Below are 14,844 nucleotides of genomic sequence, written 5' to 3'. Positions count from 1 at the left end.
TTCTGCGTCTTCAAGGCAAAAGGAGAAACCGATGCTCTACGCCATCCTGTGTTACGCCCATGAGGAAACCGTCTTCGCCTGGTCCCGGGAAGAGGAGGCCGCCGTCATGGAAAAACTCCATGCCGTGCAGGCGCCACTGGAAAAGGCTGGCAAGCTCGGGCCCGTCGGGCGGCTGATGCCGACCACGGCGGCAACCACCGTGCGCAAGGGCAGAGATGAAGCTCTGGTGCTCGACGGTCCCTTTGCCGAAACCAAGGAAGTGCTGCTCGGTTTCTATACCGCCGATTTCGAGACGCTGGACGAGGCCGTCAAATTCGCCAAGGACCTGTCTGCGGTCAATCCGGGCTCGTCGTCCTATGAAATCCGTCCGTTTTACGTGTTTCATCCGGGTCAGATCACCGCCTCAGAGGCGATCGTATGACTGACATCGGCTGGATCGAACTGGCGCTGACGGCGGCACGGCCGCAGGCGCTCGGTGCGCTCCTGCGCTATTTCCGCGATCTCGATACGGCGGAAGAGGCGTTTCAGGAGGCCTGCTTGCGTGCCATCCGCACATGGCCGGACAAGGGCGCGCCGCGTGATCCCGCCGCATGGCTGATCTTTGTTGGCCGCAACAGTGGCGTTGACCAGATTCGCAAACGGGCCAAAAACGAACCTCTGCCGGAAGAGGCGGCCTTTTCCGATCTTTCCGACGCGGAAGAGGATATTGCCGACCGGCTCGACAATTCGCACTACCGCGACGACATTTTGCGGCTGATGTTCATCTGCTGTCATCCCGAATTGCCGAACACGCAGCAAATCGCGCTGTCGCTCCGCATCGTATCCGGCCTCACCGTGCCGCAGATCGCCAATGCCTTTCTGGTATCGGATGCGGCGATGGAACAGCGCATTACCCGCGCCAAGGCACGCATTGCCAAGGCCCAGAGCGAGAGAAGGCCAGGCGACAAGGGCGTCGTCGGTTTCGAGACCCCGGATGCCTATGAGCGTGCCGCCCGGCTGAAGACCGTGGCTGCGATGATCTATCTCGTCTTCAACGAGGGCTATTCGTCCGGCGTCAACAATCCGGACAACATCACGCTCTGTGAGGAGGCGATCCGGCTGGTGCGTATTCTTCTGCGCATCTTTCCCTCCGAGCCGGAGATCATGGGCCTTGCCACTCTGATGCTGCTGCAGCATGCACGCGCCGCCGCCCGTTTCGACGAGGCCGGCCAGATCATTCTGCTCGAAAATCAGGATCGCTCCCTGTGGGACACAAAGCTGATCGCCGAAGCGCTAGCCATGCTCGACAAGGCCGTGCGCCATAAAAGCGGCGGGCCGTATCAGTTGCAGGCTGCGATCGCTGCGTTGCATGCCCGTGCGGAGAAGCCGGAGGACACCGACTGGTGGCAGATCGATCTTCTCTATCAGGCGCTGGAACATCTGCAGCCGTCGCCGGTCGTCACCCTCAATCGCGCCGTTGCCGTGTCAAAGGCGGAGGGGCCGGAGGAAGCACTGGCGTTGATCGCCACCGTGGCTGCTCCACTCGACGGATATTTCTATTTTCACGGCGTGCGCGGCGGACTTCTGATGCAGGCCGGTCAGACGGCGGAGGCGCGCGAAGCGTTTGACCGCGCCATCGGGCTTGCCAATTCACCGGCGGAAGCGGCGCATATTCGCATGCAGATCGACCGGCTGGGCGAGCTTCGTTCGTGAAATCTAGCTTTTTGGCGGCCTCAAGGTCATGGTGATCGAAACGACGTCACCGGCGGTGACGCCAACCTTTTTGCGCATGGCGTCCTTCAACGGCACCAGATAGGTGCCGTCCTTGCGAAGAAGCGCCGTATAAAATTCACCGTCGCCAATCGTGACATCCACCGGGATCATGCCCCAGCCGTAACTCAGCAGTTTTGAAAGCCGGCTGATCTCCTCGGCCACGGCTTGAGGCACAGGCGAGAAAAAGAACGGGGCGGGGCCGCGCCAGGGAATGACTGTGGCTTCGAAGTGGAATGTGGTCATGGCTTACCTCACCGTGGAGTGTGACGGTGATGGCTAAGGCTCGCAACGGTCTGCTTCCGTGTCGAATTGAAAAAAAATCAATTGCGCTGTCGGTTCCCCATATCTTCATTCGTCCTAGGTTCATCATCCGATGCGATGTCTTTTGAAACTCAGGAGGAAGAGATCATGACCGCCAAATATCAGCTGCAAATCGTTCGCGAATTCGATGTGGCTGCCGAAAAGCTCTTCAAGGTTTGGACGACGCCGGAGCGGTACGGGGAGTGGTTCTGCCCGCTGCCGTGGAAAGTGACCGAGGCGCGCATGGATCTGCGGGCTGGCGGCTCCAGCATGATCGTCATGGAGGGGCCGAACGGCGAGCGTTTCGAGAACCCGGGCATCTATCTCGAAGTCATTCCGAACAAGAAGCTCGTTTTCACCGATGCCTACACGTCCGCCTGGGTGCCTTCGGAAAAGCCGTTCATGACCGGCATTATCGAATTCGAAGATCTCGGCAACGGCCGCAGTCGTTATACCGCGACGGCTCTTCACTGGAGCGAAGAGGATATGGAAACCCACAAACAGATGGGGTTCGAAGAGGGCTGGGGCGTCGTTGCCGGCCAGATGGCGGATATCGCCAAGACGTTCTGATTTTTTAGAGATTTTTCAGGCGATTACGACAGTAGCCTGCGATATCGATTCAGCGATTTTGAAGGCGCGGGCGTGGGGAAACGCCCGCCATTCGTTTGTATCAGCTAACGATGGCGGCGATCATGATTGCCGCAAAAGCAAACATCATGACGCTGCCGAGCACGATCGAGACCACGGCCTGAGCCGAGATATAGGTGCCGGCGACGCCGCCGAGCATACCCGGCCAGGCGCTTTTGCCCTTGGTCTGCATCATCGGGTAACCGCAGGCCGGGCAGGCGATCGCCTTGTCCGAGACCTGGCCGGCGCAATCGGGGCAGGTGGTGAGAGCCATGTCAGTCTCCTGTTCCAATGGCAAATTCAACACGCCGGTTCTTCTGGCGGCCGCCGGGATCGTCGCTGCCATCTGCATTCTGGTTGGGAACAACCGGTTCGGCTTCGCCCTTGCCGGACGTGGTCATGCGGCGATCGGCGACACCCAGTTGGGCCAGCCATTTGCGCACCGAGGTGGCACGCTGCTCCGAAAGGCGCTGGTTATAATCGTCGCTGCCCTTGGCATCGGTGTGGCCGGTAATGCCCACAGGTGATTTCGGCATCGCCAGCAGGATGCCGGACAATTGCCCGAGCACGGCGCGGGCATCCGGCCGGATGTTCGACTTGTCGAAGTCGAACAGCACATCGGCGGGCAGGGCAACGATGATGCGATTGCCTTCCTGTCTTGCGCCAAGCGCCGACAGCATGGCCTCGGTTTTCAGCCGGGTGACGTCATCCATGTTTTTCAGCGCGAAGGACGAACCGCCGCTGGTTGTTGCTGCAGTGCTTTCCTTCTGGCGTGGTTCGAAACGGGAAGCCGGAAAATCGGCTTGCTCGAAACGCGATGGCGCTTCGCCGACAGCAGGTGCGCCTGAGGTGACGGTATAGGCCAGAGCCGAAACCGGCAGCAGCAGCGCACCGGCCGTGGCAATCGTAACGAAACGCGCCGGCATCAGGGCTTGATGTCCAGCGGTACCGTGACGCCGGGGGCGTTAGTGTCATCACCGTCCTGACCCGGATTGAACACCAGCGTCAGCTTTTCCGTATCGTCCGGCACGGCGCCGGGAAACACGAGATCGCCTTCCATCGTCTGGCCGTTTGCCACCCGCATCCACTTGTTTTCACCGATCATGCGCATGTGCAGACGCTGCTCAGGTGCATCACCCCAGGCGAGGTAGGCATTTTGCTCGTCGTTCATGTTGATGAAATTGGTCGCCTGGCTGTCGAAGCTGGCGAGCAGGCGCACGGTGGTGGCATCCTCACCGAGTTTGATCGATTTGACCTGAACGGTCAGGCCCACTTCGGTGCTGACCTGGCCTCCCTTGATGGTGACGGTGCGTTCCTCGGCAAAGGCGGTGGTGGGAAGAAGAAGCGCCAGAACAATGGCGGAGGCTCTCAGCATGCGAAGTAACTCCCTAGAACCAATTCGGATTTATTCCTTGTCCGGTGGTTATAGGAGCCGATCGTTTTATTTCATCGGGCCAGTATATTTTTATGGGATTTCGCGGTGTTTGTGTGATCTTTGGGAGACAGCACGCCGAGGTGAGGTTCTTGCATGATGAATCCGCTTATCGCCGCAACCTTCTGAAATCGGAATCGTTTTGCCCATCGAAAACTTCGAAGGATGCGTTCGAAAGTTTCACATTTGAGCCGGCCGCCGCCGATATCTATGTGAGGGCAAACAGCAACGGATTTTTTGAGCACATGGAACTCGGCCTTTATACTTTTGCGGATGTGGATCCGAATGCAGCCAACAAGGGTGCGGAAGCACATCGGCGCCTGAAGGACCTGCTCGAGGAAATCGAACTGGCCGATCAGGTCGGTCTGGACGTGTTTGGTCTCGGCGAACATCACCGTGTCGATTACGCGGCTTCGTCCCCGTCGACCGTGCTGGCCGCAGCCGCCGTGCGCACCAAAAACATCCGGCTGACCAGCGCCGTGTCGGTTCTCTCGTCCGACGAGCCGGTGCGTGTGTTTCAACAGTTTTCGACAGTCGATCTCTTATCCGATGGCCGGGCGGAAATCATGGCGGGGCGCGGCTCCTTCATCGAGTCCTTCCCGCTGTTCGGATATGATCTCGGCGATTACGACCAGCTGTTTTCCGAAAAGCTCGATCTGCTTCTCGCCATTCGTGATCAGGAAGTCCTGAGTTGGAACGAAGGAAAACTGCGTTCGCCGATTAATGCCCGCGGTGTTTATCCGCGTCCGTTGCAGGACAGGCTGCCGATCTGGATCGCCGTTGGCGGCACGCCAGAATCGGTGGCGCGGGCCGGCGCGATGGGCCTGCCGCTCGCCATCGCCATTATCGGCGGTGAATATCGCCGGTTTGCGCCGATGTTCGATCTCTACCGCGAGGCTGCCCGCCGCGCGGGACAGGATCCGTCGACGCTGAAAACCAGTATCAATGTCCATGGCTTTATCGCCGATACGACGGAAGCGGCTGCCGACCAGTTTTACGGCCCGCAGGCTGAGGTGATGAATCGCATAGGTCGCGAACGCGGCTGGGGACCGACAAACCGGGCGCATTTCGATGCGGCGCGCGGCCCGCAGGGCAATCTCTTCCTTGGTGATCCGGAAGTGGTGGCCGAAAAGATCGTGGCGGCACACCGGCTGTTCAAGAATGATCGTTTCTTGCTGCAGATGGCGATCGGGCTGATGCCGCATGCCCAGATCATGCGCGGCATCGAACTTTACGGTACGAAAGTCGCGCCGCTCGTCAGAAAGGAATTGACCGGATCGTCCGATGGCGCGAAACCGGCTGCCTGAAAAGCCGGCTTTGGGGGAAGCCCGGCAGATGCGATGATAGGAAGAACGCAAGTATGGTGATTTCCACCGAAGAAGAGCTGCAAAAGCTCAAGGACATTGGGCGTCTCTGCGCCGTGGCCGTCGAAACCATGGCAAAGGCGCTCGAGCCGGGCATCACCACCCGCGAACTCGATCTCATCGGCCGCAAGGTACTGGAAGACAATGGCGCGCAGTCTGCGCCGGAATTCTGCTACGAATTTCCGGGCGCGACCTGCATTAGCGTCAATGAGGAAGTGGCGCACGGCATACCCGGCGACCGTCGCATTGAGGCAGGCGATCTCGTCAATATCGATGTCTCCGCCGTCAAGGACGGATTTTTCGGCGATACCGGTTCGTCCTTTGCCGTGCCGCCGGTCAGCAAGCAGATCGAAAAACTGTGCCGCGACGGTCGTCGTGCGCTGTGGACCGGGTTGCAGCAGGTGAAGACCGGCAAGCCGATCGCCGGCATCGGCAATGCCATTGGCGCATTTGCCGCCAAGAACCGCTATACGCTGATTTCCAACCTTGCCAGCCACGGTGTCGGCCACTCGCTGCACGAGGAGCCGAAGGAAATTTCCACCTGGCCGGATCCGGATGAAACCCGGTTCATGGAAGAGGGGCTGGTGTTCACCATCGAGCCTTTCCTGTCGCTCGGCGGTACCTGGGCGGAAGACGGTGGCAATGGCGATCCCTGGACACTCTACAGCGATCCACGCGCGCCGACCGTGCAATACGAACACACGATCGTCGTCACCCGAAACGGCCCGATCATCCTGACCTTGCCGGACTGATACTTTGACGAGGCGCTGTCAATGACGGCGCCTCAAGCCTGTCGATCGCAATCTTCTCATCCCGGCATTCTGATCGTAGCGATCAGAATTTGTGGTTTGTCAGGCGAAATGCCCGGTGCGATAAGCCGTTTATGTCCTCTTCTTCGTCTCCCTCATCATCGCTCTGGATTGGTCTTGCCGGTGCTGCCGCCATGGCCGGTGCCATGGGGTTCGGCCGTTTTGTCTATACGCCGATCCTGCCGGGCATGATTGCCGGCATCCCATTGTCTGCCGCCGATGCCGGGACGGTCGCGGCCGGCAATTTTGCAGGTTATCTGCTCGGTGCCATCGCTTCCGCCTATGGCTGGGCGGCGGGGCGGGAGCGTAAGGTGGCGCTTGCCGGACTTCTGGCCAGCGCCGTGCTTTTGGCCGCCATGGGGCTGACGACGTCGGTTACGGCTTTCACCGTCATCCGTTTTCTCGCGGGAGCCGCGAGCGCGCTTGCCATGCTGTTCACCACATCGATCGTGATGATGCATGCCGCAGGGCGCCCGACGATCGGCATGCTGCATTTTGGTGGTGTCGGTATCGGCATTGCGCTGTCCTCGCTTCTGGTGCTCGGCATCAATGCGATGGCGGGCGATGCCGCGCATGGCTGGCAACTCGACTGGTTTGCCTCGGCCGCTGTCGTTCTTGCCATCTTCGCCTTCGTCCAGATTCTTCTGCCAAAACCGCAGGGTGACGCCAAAAGCGCGGCCGAGCCGCCGCTGGTCTGGCGTTTGCCACTGTTGCTGACGGCGTTGTCCTACGGGCTTTACGGTTTCGGTTATGTCATCACCGCCACCTTCCTCGTTGCCATCGCGCGTATGGGCAATACCGGGCCGATGGTGGAGTTTCTCGTGTGGTTCGTTGCCGGCTGCACGGCAGCGGTCTCACTGTTTGCATGGAACCCGGTGGTGCGCCGTATTGGTCTTGGCGGCACCTATCTGGCCGCGATGATCGTTCTGCTCGCCGGTGTCGTCGCCTCGGTTGAACTGCCGGTCACTTTGGGTACGCTGGTGGGTGGCTTCATGCTTGGTGCCACCTTCATGGCGATCACCGCCTTCGGCCTGCAGCTTGGTCGTCGTTTTGCGCCGCAAAGCCCGCGTCGCGCCATCGCCGTGCTCACAGCCGCTTTCGGTGTCGGCCAGATCGTCGGGCCGCTGGTGGCCGGTTTCGTGGCTGAACGCACGGGCAGCTTTACCGCGCCTTCGCTGCTGGCTGCAGGCGTGCTGGTCGCGGCCATCGCACTGTCTTTGCCGTTGGTGCGGGAACGCAGCTAAAACACCCACGGTTACAAATAGGTAACAAAGGCTAAGAGCCATTGCCGCTCCCTTGGACTTGCCTTAGTTTCGCGCTTAAAGGTCGCCCCGACCTTTGTTAGATTCGAACTCAGGAAAGCTGCCGCTCCGTGTTCCACTCGTTTTTCCCCCGACCGAAAATGTTCTTTAGCTCGGCATTCATCTGGGCGATGATTGTCATCGTCTCCTGGTATGCCGGAGGCTCTCAGCTTGGTGCTTTGATCGGACTGGCCCCACCGCAGGGCGATGCGCCGCCGATCGGAATTTCACTGTTCTGGTCGACACCTTTTCTTTGGTTCTATGTTTACTACATCGCCGCAACTGCCATATTCGCCGCTGTCTGGTTCAAGCTGGCGCCGCACCGCTGGCAGAACTGGTCTGTTCTCGGCAGTGCCCTGATCATCTTCACGACCTATTTTTCAGTTCAGGTCAGCGTTGCGCTGAATGCCTGGTACGGGCCGTATTACGATCTCATTCAGCAAGCGTTGGCCAAAACGGCCCCAGTTACAGCAGAACAGCTGTATCTTGGCTTGGTCGGGGTTGCGGGTATCCTTTTTCTCGCAGTGACCGTTGGTGTCCTTAATCTGTTTTTTGTCAGCCACTACATCTTCCGTTGGCGTACGGCGATGAACGAATTCTACATGGCCAATTGGACCAAGCTACGCCACATCGAAGGGGCATCGCAGCGTGTTCAGGAAGACACGATGCGCTTCTCGACGACGGTTGAAGGTTTGGGTGTCGGGTTCGTGCGATCGATCATGACGCTTATTGCCTTTTTGCCGGTTCTTTTTACGTTCTCCGAAACAATCTCGGAACTTCCGATCATCGGCGCGATCCCGCACGCGCTTGTATGGGCCGCGGTCGTATGGTCGCTGTTTGGTACCGGGTTTTTGGCACTGGTGGGCATAAAGCTGCCTGGCCTGGAGTTCCGCAACCAGCGCGTCGAAGCGGCCTACCGGAAAGAGCTCGTTTATGGTGAAGATCATGAGGATCGCGCCCAGCCGGCGACCATGGCCGAACTTTTCGCGAATGTCCGGAAGAATTATTTCCGCCTGTATTTCCACTACCTGTATTTCAACATCGCGCGCATTTTCTACCTGCAGGCAGACAACATCTACAGTCTCGTCGTGTTGATCCCATCGATTGCAGCGGGCAAGGTAACGCTTGGCATCTTCACCCAGATCAGCAACGTCTTCGATCAGGTCCGTGGTTCATTCCAGTACCTCATCAATTCGTGGACCACGATCGTCGAGTTGATGTCGATCTACAAACGTTTGAAGGCATTCGAGGCAGCGATCGATGATGAACCTCTACCGGTGATCGACCAGAACTATCTCGAACGCGAGGCTGAAGGCGGCGAGATAGCGGCGAATAAGCCGACCTGATCGCCAAAAAAACATCCTGGCCGCGTCGGATGAAAATCCGACGCGGTTTTGTTTTGTGATTGGCAAAGAGAATTTAAGAGAGCGCCGCCGGCCGTCCGCGAAAGCGGTTGAGACCCCAGCCCATCACGCAGCCGACTGCAGCACCGCCTGCCTTGATTAGTGCATCATCGGCATTTGCGTGGCGGCTGGGGGACAGAAATTGCAGAAGCTCGATCGCTCCAGCCCCCATCAGAAGCAGCAGGGCGCAAAGCTTCCAGTGACGCGGATAGGCGAGCACGAACAGGAAGGCCATCACCGCAAACGCGCCGGCGCGGTCGACATTGACCGGCAGAAGATCATGCGGCCGCATCTCAATCGGCGAGACCGTGGCAAAAACCACGAAGGCCAGCGCCGACCATGGCAAAATTTTCAGGATCGTTCGTGTCATGGCACTGTCATATTCCGGCAGGACCGCGTTGGAAAACGCTATCGCCGTGCGTGGTTAAAGGCCCGATGATGGCGCCGAGACGGGAAGCGTTGGCCGCAGGTTGGCAGAGGTGGTCGTGGCCGGCTCCGACAGCATCGCCATCGCCTCTGAATGGGTAACGCAGGCGACATCCTGTTTGCCGCAGACTTCGGTCACCAGCCGTTCCATCGCCCGCCAATAGGCCCCGGCATTCATCTCGACGAAATGGAGGCCGATCTGCAATGGAATGCGTTCACCGTCATATTGCTTGTCGAAGGCGGCCCTGAAGGCGGAATAGGCGCGTTCCTCGAATTCCGCCGAGCGGCTGGGGTTTTCGATGCCGGCCGAGTGGCGGATGAACAGGTTGTAGTCCATGGCGATGATCTGTCGCTGGTTCGGCCCTTCCGGAATGGTCGGCAGGCCGAAACGGAAAACCTCGTCCTTTTCCTTCGGCACTTCCGGGCCTCTCGTCACGGGGCTGGCGTCATAGACAAAACCGGACTGACGTTCGGCTTTCATCAGCTCCGGGCTTTGGCTGAGATAGGGTGCGCGAAAGCCCCGGATGCCGGTTTTGACAAAATCCTGCCAGCCGGCCGGCTCCTGTTCTGCCGCATCATTGGCGGCCCAGGCGTTGGACAATACGTTACGAAACGTCGTCAGTTCCTGCATCCACTGCTGCATCGTCCATTCGCCGCCATCGAAATGGCCGCAGGTATGGCTGGCAATCTCGTTGCCTTCCAGCTTCGCCTGCCAGACATGACCGAGGCGGATGCGGGCTTCTTCCTTGGTCTGGGCAAACCCGATATTCGAGCGGCCGGGTTTCTGACCCGGGCCCTGATAGGTTTTTGCCGAGGCGCGGTCGATGACCAAAGTGCAGGACAGAAAATAGGTGAAGTGGGCGTTGCCGCGTTTCGCAATGTCCCGGCTGCGCTGCCACAGGTCGTTATCGCCGGCGCCATCAAAGGAAATCAGCACCAGCTGCTTCGGCTTTTCTTCCGCGACGGCCGTGGTTGCGAGACATGCGGCGGGCAGGGCGGCAAGCAGGGTGCGGGCGAGCAGTGACGATACGCTGGACATAAAAACCTGTCGAAAATCATTTTCGGATATGAATTGTTGCCAACGCTTCTGCGTCGAGATTGCGGCGAAGCTTTGTGCGTGATGACAAAATTTAGGCTGCGTCTCGGCCTCATCCTGCACGTTGGGCGTTAACAAGCTTTCGTGAATTGCACGAAGGGCCTTACATGAGCGGTAAAATACGCTAGAAGGCGGTCTTTCCGCATTCAGAGGCCGCGCGGCCGGAGACTGGCATGGCAAATAACGACGACACCTTCATTCGCGAAGTGAACGACGAACTGCGCTCGGAGCAGATGAACAAGGCGTGGAAGCGTTTTGGCCGTATCTTCATCGGCGCGGCGGTTCTGCTCGTCGTTGGTGTCGCCGGTCATCGCGGTTACGAATACTGGCATTCCAACAACGCTTCGGCCTCCGGCGACCGCTTCATCGCGGCACTGGCGCTGGCGGGCGAAAATAAGACGGATGAGGCGCTTGCCGCTTTTGCCGAAATTGAAAAGGATGGCACCGGTTCCTATCCGGTTCTGGCCAAGTTGCGTACTGCTGCCCTGCAGGCCGAAAAAGGTGGCAAGCCCGCCGCCATCGCCAGTTTCCAGGCCATTTCCAAGGACAATGCAGTCCCGGCACTGGTTCGTGATGTTGCCAAGCTTCGTGCTGCCTTCCTGCTGGTGGATACCGCCAGTTATGATCAGGTTGCCGCTGAAGCCGAAGTGCTGACGAGCGATGGCCATGCGCTGCGCTTTTCCGCGCGCGAGGCGCTGGGCCTTGCCGCCTATAAGGCCGACAACATGAAGCAGTCCAAGGACTGGTTCACGCAGATCACCAATGCTGCAGACGCGCCGCGCAATGTCGCCCAGCGCGCGCAGATCATGCTCGACAACATCGCCGCATCCGGCAAGGCGCCCTGATTTCAGCCGGACCGGCTGAACGCGCCCAAAAAGAGAAAGAAACCACATGAGCTTCACCGTCGCCATCGTCGGACGCCCGAATGTCGGCAAGTCGACGCTGTTCAACCGGCTGGTCGGCAAGAAGCTTGCGCTGGTCGATGATACGCCGGGCGTGACCCGCGACCGTCGTCCGGGCGATGCCAAGCTTGTCGACCTGCGCTTCACCATCATCGATACCGCCGGTCTGGAAGAGGCCGGTGCCGATACGCTTGAAGGCCGCATGCGCGCCCAGACGGAAATGGCAATCGAGGAAGCCGACCTGACGCTGTTCGTGGTCGATGCCAAGGCGGGCCTGACGCCGCTCGACAAGACCTTTGGCGAACTTCTGCGCCGCAGCGGCAAGCCGGTGGTGCTGGTCGCCAACAAGTCCGAAGCCAAGGGCTCGGATGGCGGCTTCTACGATGCCTATACGCTCGGTCTTGGCGAACCGGTTCCGATCTCGGCCGAACACGGCCAGGGCATGATCGACCTGCGCGACGCCATCGTTGAGGCGATTGGCGAAGAGGCCGCCTTCCCGGAAGAGGTCGATGAAGCCGTGACCGATGTCGACGTGCGCGACAGCGATTTCGACGACGAGGATGACGACGCCGAAATCGGCTATGACGAGACGCTGCCTTTGCGCGTGGCCATCGTCGGTCGCCCGAATGCCGGAAAGTCGACGCTTATTAACCGCTTCCTCGGTGAAGACCGTCTGCTCACCGGCCCGGAAGCCGGTATTACCCGCGACAGCATTTCCGTCGAATGGGACTGGCGCGGACGCACCATCAAGATGTTCGATACCGCCGGTATGCGCCGCAAGGCGCGCGTGCAGGAAAAGCTGGAAAAGCTGTCCGTCGCCGATGCGCTGCGCTCGATCCGTTTTGCCGAAACGGTCGTCATCGTCTTCGATGCTACCATCCCCTTCGAAAAGCAGGACCTGCAGATCGCCGATCTGGTTCTTCGCGAAGGCCGTGCCGCCGTTCTCGCTTTCAACAAGTGGGACATGATCGAGGATCCGCAGGCAGTGCTTGCCGAACTTCGCGAAAAGACGGAACGTCTGCTGCCGCAGGCACGCGGCATTCGCGCCGTGCCGATTTCCGGCCAGACCGGTTACGGCCTCGACAAATTGATGCAGAGCATTGTCGATACCGACAGGGTCTGGAACAAGCGCATCTCCACCGCCCGCCTGAACCGCTGGCTCGATCAGACAACGACGCAACATCCGCCACCGGCCGTTTCCGGGCGTCGCCTGAAGCTGAAATACATGACGCAGGTGAAAGCCCGCCCGCCGGCCTTTATGGTCTCCTGCACGCGCCCCGACGCGCTGCCGGAAAGTTATGTGCGTTACATGACCAACAACCTGCGCACCGATTTCGACATGCCGGGCGTGCCGATCCGCATCCATTTCAAAGCAGGCGACAACCCGTTCGAAGGTCGCCGCAGAAAGCGCTGAGCGCGCGAAAAATTATCACGCGTCACCCGTATGGGTGGTGACGCGTGTATTTCCCTCATCTGATATGCCGGAGCCGACATGGCCGAGGCTTTGTGATTGTCGCGTTATAACGTCGATCAGCGTGATCCAGCGCGCTTTCCCGACATGTGCGATCCATCCCGATGATCCGGCCTCAGCCATGTCCGGCGGCTTTTCGTATTCTCATCCACATTCATAATTCTGTCTTGGCATAATTTTGCTTTGGTCTGTGTTCAGTCACACGCCGGGGCACGGATATGTTCAATCGGTTCACAGGGTTAAGGGCTGTGAGCCAGCTCTGGCATGACGCCAGCAGAGAGGGGAATGAAATGGTTCGCATAAGTTTTGCGATCTTCCTTGGCATGTCTTCCGGTACGACCGTACTGGCGGAAGAGGCGGCCTTCACCTATCGACCCAGCATCGCGATAAAGTCCGGCAAGGAATTGCTGGTGAAGGGCGTTCGCGGCAGGAACTGCACCGATCCGGCACCGGAATGGGAAGATGTCGTTGCAAAACTGCCGGTCTCGGCCACCGGTACGTTTTCCGATGGGGGCATCGGCACGGTGCGCAGCCGCAAATGCGGTAAGGTGGTACCGGCACGCGGCATCAAATTCACGGCCACGACAAAGGGCCGTGAAAGGCTGACGGTGTTTCGCGACCGAGTCGCCGTTACCGTCTTCTGAGCCGCTTCAGGCAATAGACGACGACGGACAGCCGATGGAGGGCGCGGGCCTCCACTTGCTATTTCGTTGCGTCTATGTTCGACTGCGACCATGGCTTGTGACTCTGGGAGGGGATATCAAGCCTTGTCGATCCATGGGAGGAGGAAATCCATGATCATTGCAGGTCTCGTCGCCGCCATCTGTCTGGGTATCGGAAGCGTGTTGTTCTTCCACTGGCGGGATGAAAATATCGGCTGATTCCGTTCGCGGTGCTTCACGTCTGCTGTGCTGCTGACGGGTGACACTGTCACCCGTATGGCATCCGCCAGCGGCCCTCATCGAAAATTTCGACATAGGTCGGGCCGCGCTTGCGGACCGCGCCATCGATTTCGCGTATCGACCAACGGCGTAGCCGGCCGAAAAGCGTCTCGAAACTTGGCCAGCTTTGCCGGATCTCGAAATGTTCGCCGGTTTTGTCTGCAGCGAGAATGACGAGGCCCGGCAGTGGGCCACGGCGAAAATCGAGGCAGGTCATGTTGATATCCCAGGTGCGGCTGTTTTCCTGCATGCACAGGATGATCAGGCGATCGAGGCCAGCCATTTTTTCGCGCCACGTCAGGTCAACGATGTAATCCTCGCGCTGGTAGCGGTCGATTTCCTCGGCCATGAAGCTTTCTACCGACTGCCAATGCTGTACCGAGGCAATCGTTTGATCATCGAAAACCCACTGCCATTCGGTATAGAATGGCGAATATTTGTGGCCGTCGTCGGGGTGGTTTTCCACATTCGTGTAATCGACACGGGACCAGGGAAAGCGCGGATGCAGATAAAAGTCGGTCGTGCCGCCATTGCAGTGGGCAAACAGCGCGCGCAAGGTGCCGTTGATCGCAATGCCCAGGCGTTTCTCCGCCGCGTCGATCAGGTCTATGCGACGCTTCCGGCTTTCCTCGTCAAGCGTTGACGGTGGACGGCAGTGGCTGTCGAAAAAGCTCTCTACCGTTGGTTCCGTTGTTTCCAATATAGCGGGAATTTCATCCATCGGGCGAAGTGTTTCGGTTTGCGCTCTTATGGAGCGATCTGTCGCGAAAATTTCCTCCGACCACATGAAATTGCGATCGTCAAAATCCTTTTCCGACCGCGCCCAATAGGCGGAGCGCGCCTCGGAAAGAAGGATGTTGAGGCGCAGGCATTCCCCATAGGTTTGCGCCGCTTCCGCCGCCTGACGAAGCTCGTCGGCACGTCGGATCAGCATTTCGGCTGGCGTTTCTGCATCCGTTGCTGTCACCGGTCGTCCCCTCGACCCACGCAATTGTCGTGGTGACATATCTAGGCGGCTAC

Annotated in this window: 18 protein-coding genes; 10 read left to right on the top strand and 8 right to left on the bottom strand. The window is 59.1% G+C overall.

The window, feature by feature from the left end; all coding sequences use genetic code 11:
- Positions 1–31: 31 nt before the first annotated feature.
- Positions 32–421, top strand: a complete 390-nt coding sequence (locus tag GAO09_RS27545; protein ID WP_153359860.1) for a YciI family protein — start codon at positions 32–34, stop codon at positions 419–421.
- A complete protein-coding gene (locus GAO09_RS27540) occupies positions 418–1,692 on the top strand; it encodes an RNA polymerase sigma factor (RefSeq protein ID WP_153359858.1) in 1,275 nt (424 codons plus the stop codon). The genes GAO09_RS27545 and GAO09_RS27540 overlap by 4 nt, the downstream gene beginning before the upstream one ends.
- Before the next feature lie 3 nt (positions 1,693–1,695).
- Here GAO09_RS27540 and GAO09_RS27535 read toward each other — a convergent pair whose 3' ends face one another.
- Positions 1,696–1,995 (bottom strand): DUF1905 domain-containing protein, encoded by a 300-nt coding sequence (locus tag GAO09_RS27535; protein WP_153359856.1) that lies wholly within the window; start codon positions 1,993–1,995, stop codon positions 1,696–1,698.
- 165 nt (positions 1,996–2,160) lie between these two features.
- Between GAO09_RS27535 and GAO09_RS27530 the strand changes: the two genes are divergently transcribed.
- Positions 2,161–2,622, top strand: a complete 462-nt coding sequence (locus GAO09_RS27530; protein ID WP_153359854.1) for an SRPBCC family protein — start codon at positions 2,161–2,163, stop codon at positions 2,620–2,622.
- Between the two features lie 100 nt (positions 2,623–2,722).
- On the opposite strand, the gene GAO09_RS27525 is transcribed toward GAO09_RS27530, so the two are convergent.
- Genes GAO09_RS27525 through GAO09_RS27515 form a run of 3 tightly spaced genes read right to left on the bottom strand, consistent with a single transcriptional unit; the run spans position 2,723 to position 4,054 of the window.
- Positions 2,723–2,953 (bottom strand): hypothetical protein, encoded by a 231-nt coding sequence (locus tag GAO09_RS27525; RefSeq protein ID WP_153359852.1) that lies wholly within the window; start codon positions 2,951–2,953, stop codon positions 2,723–2,725.
- A gap of 1 nt (position 2,954) precedes the next feature.
- A complete protein-coding gene (locus GAO09_RS27520) occupies positions 2,955–3,605 on the bottom strand; it encodes an OmpA family protein (RefSeq protein ID WP_153359850.1) in 651 nt (216 codons plus the stop codon).
- A complete protein-coding gene (locus tag GAO09_RS27515) occupies positions 3,605–4,054 on the bottom strand; it encodes a hypothetical protein (RefSeq protein WP_153359848.1) in 450 nt (149 codons plus the stop codon). The genes GAO09_RS27520 and GAO09_RS27515 overlap by 1 nt, the downstream gene beginning before the upstream one ends.
- Positions 4,055–4,356: 302 nt before the next feature.
- Between GAO09_RS27515 and GAO09_RS27510 the strand changes: the two genes are divergently transcribed.
- From GAO09_RS27510 to sbmA, 4 genes are all read left to right on the top strand, one after another.
- Entirely contained in the window at positions 4,357–5,418 is a 1,062-nt protein-coding gene (locus GAO09_RS27510) for an LLM class flavin-dependent oxidoreductase (RefSeq protein ID WP_153360567.1), read from the top strand.
- 53 nt (positions 5,419–5,471) lie between these two features.
- Positions 5,472–6,227 (top strand): type I methionyl aminopeptidase, encoded by a 756-nt coding sequence (gene map / locus GAO09_RS27505; protein ID WP_153359846.1) that lies wholly within the window; start codon positions 5,472–5,474, stop codon positions 6,225–6,227.
- A 131-nt stretch (positions 6,228–6,358) separates the two neighbouring features.
- Complete coding sequence (locus tag GAO09_RS27500; RefSeq protein ID WP_153359844.1) at positions 6,359–7,528, top strand: YbfB/YjiJ family MFS transporter; 1,170 nt, start codon at positions 6,359–6,361, stop codon at positions 7,526–7,528.
- A gap of 128 nt (positions 7,529–7,656) precedes the next feature.
- A complete protein-coding gene (gene sbmA / locus GAO09_RS27495) occupies positions 7,657–8,931 on the top strand; it encodes a peptide antibiotic transporter SbmA (RefSeq protein WP_324184658.1) in 1,275 nt (424 codons plus the stop codon).
- Positions 8,932–9,004: 73 nt separating this feature from the next.
- Here the strand turns inward: sbmA and GAO09_RS27490 are convergent, their stop codons facing one another.
- Together GAO09_RS27490 and GAO09_RS27485 are read right to left on the bottom strand one after the other, a co-directional pair.
- On the bottom strand, positions 9,005–9,358 hold the full coding sequence (locus GAO09_RS27490; protein ID WP_153359842.1) for a VanZ family protein: 354 nt from the start codon (positions 9,356–9,358) through the stop codon (positions 9,005–9,007).
- Positions 9,359–9,412: 54 nt separating this feature from the next.
- On the bottom strand, positions 9,413–10,453 hold the full coding sequence (locus tag GAO09_RS27485; protein WP_235938534.1) for a polysaccharide deacetylase family protein: 1,041 nt from the start codon (positions 10,451–10,453) through the stop codon (positions 9,413–9,415).
- A gap of 230 nt (positions 10,454–10,683) precedes the next feature.
- On the opposite strand from GAO09_RS27485, the gene GAO09_RS27480 reads away from it, so the two are divergent.
- Together GAO09_RS27480 and der are read left to right on the top strand one after the other, a co-directional pair.
- Positions 10,684–11,355 (top strand): tetratricopeptide repeat protein, encoded by a 672-nt coding sequence (locus tag GAO09_RS27480; RefSeq protein WP_153359841.1) that lies wholly within the window; start codon positions 10,684–10,686, stop codon positions 11,353–11,355.
- A 46-nt stretch (positions 11,356–11,401) separates the two neighbouring features.
- Positions 11,402–12,826: a ribosome biogenesis GTPase Der gene (gene der, locus GAO09_RS27475; protein WP_153359840.1), complete on the top strand. Its 1,425-nt coding sequence runs from the start codon at positions 11,402–11,404 to the stop codon at positions 12,824–12,826.
- 15 nt (positions 12,827–12,841) lie between these two features.
- Here der and GAO09_RS29765 read toward each other — a convergent pair whose 3' ends face one another.
- A complete protein-coding gene (locus GAO09_RS29765; protein WP_209018870.1) occupies positions 12,842–13,006 on the bottom strand; it encodes a hypothetical protein in 165 nt (54 codons plus the stop codon).
- Positions 13,007–13,173: 167 nt separating this feature from the next.
- On the opposite strand from GAO09_RS29765, the gene GAO09_RS27470 reads away from it, so the two are divergent.
- Positions 13,174–13,527, top strand: coding sequence for a hypothetical protein (locus tag GAO09_RS27470; protein ID WP_153359838.1), 354 nt, complete (start codon positions 13,174–13,176; stop codon positions 13,525–13,527).
- Between the two features lie 286 nt (positions 13,528–13,813).
- Here GAO09_RS27470 and GAO09_RS27465 read toward each other — a convergent pair whose 3' ends face one another.
- On the bottom strand, positions 13,814–14,791 hold the full coding sequence (locus tag GAO09_RS27465) for an SMI1/KNR4 family protein (RefSeq protein WP_153359836.1): 978 nt from the start codon (positions 14,789–14,791) through the stop codon (positions 13,814–13,816).
- Between the last annotated feature and the right edge of the window lie 53 nt (positions 14,792–14,844).

Source organism: Endobacterium cereale (assembly GCF_009617585.1).
Classification (GTDB): domain Bacteria; phylum Pseudomonadota; class Alphaproteobacteria; order Rhizobiales; family Rhizobiaceae; genus Neorhizobium; species Neorhizobium cereale.
This window is presented reverse-complemented; position numbering and strand designations above follow the sequence as displayed.

Excerpts from the sequence above, each read along its gene's own strand:
- GAO09_RS27520 (WP_153359850.1), bottom strand. The coding sequence starts at position 3,605 with ATGCCGGCGCGTTTCGTTACGATTGCCACGGCCGGTGCGCTGCTGCTG.
- GAO09_RS27490 (WP_153359842.1), bottom strand. The coding sequence starts at position 9,358 with ATGACACGAACGATCCTGAAAATTTTGCCATGGTCGGCGCTGGCCTTC.
- GAO09_RS27530 (WP_153359854.1), top strand. The coding sequence starts at position 2,161 with ATGACCGCCAAATATCAGCTGCAAATCGTTCGCGAATTCGATGTGGCT.
- GAO09_RS27510 (WP_153360567.1), top strand. The coding sequence starts at position 4,357 with ATGGAACTCGGCCTTTATACTTTTGCGGATGTGGATCCGAATGCAGCC.
- GAO09_RS27470 (WP_153359838.1), top strand. The coding sequence starts at position 13,174 with ATGGTTCGCATAAGTTTTGCGATCTTCCTTGGCATGTCTTCCGGTACG.
- GAO09_RS27480 (WP_153359841.1), top strand. The coding sequence starts at position 10,684 with ATGGCAAATAACGACGACACCTTCATTCGCGAAGTGAACGACGAACTG.
- GAO09_RS29765 (WP_209018870.1), bottom strand. The coding sequence starts at position 13,006 with ATGGCTGAGGCCGGATCATCGGGATGGATCGCACATGTCGGGAAAGCG.
- GAO09_RS27515 (WP_153359848.1), bottom strand. The coding sequence starts at position 4,054 with ATGCTGAGAGCCTCCGCCATTGTTCTGGCGCTTCTTCTTCCCACCACC.
- GAO09_RS27535 (WP_153359856.1), bottom strand. The coding sequence starts at position 1,995 with ATGACCACATTCCACTTCGAAGCCACAGTCATTCCCTGGCGCGGCCCC.
- GAO09_RS27545 (WP_153359860.1), top strand. The coding sequence starts at position 32 with ATGCTCTACGCCATCCTGTGTTACGCCCATGAGGAAACCGTCTTCGCC.
- GAO09_RS27500 (WP_153359844.1), top strand. The coding sequence starts at position 6,359 with ATGTCCTCTTCTTCGTCTCCCTCATCATCGCTCTGGATTGGTCTTGCC.
- der (WP_153359840.1), top strand. The coding sequence starts at position 11,402 with ATGAGCTTCACCGTCGCCATCGTCGGACGCCCGAATGTCGGCAAGTCG.
- GAO09_RS27485 (WP_235938534.1), bottom strand. The coding sequence starts at position 10,453 with ATGTCCAGCGTATCGTCACTGCTCGCCCGCACCCTGCTTGCCGCCCTG.
- GAO09_RS27540 (WP_153359858.1), top strand. The coding sequence starts at position 418 with ATGACTGACATCGGCTGGATCGAACTGGCGCTGACGGCGGCACGGCCG.
- map (WP_153359846.1), top strand. The coding sequence starts at position 5,472 with ATGGTGATTTCCACCGAAGAAGAGCTGCAAAAGCTCAAGGACATTGGG.
- GAO09_RS27525 (WP_153359852.1), bottom strand. The coding sequence starts at position 2,953 with ATGGCTCTCACCACCTGCCCCGATTGCGCCGGCCAGGTCTCGGACAAG.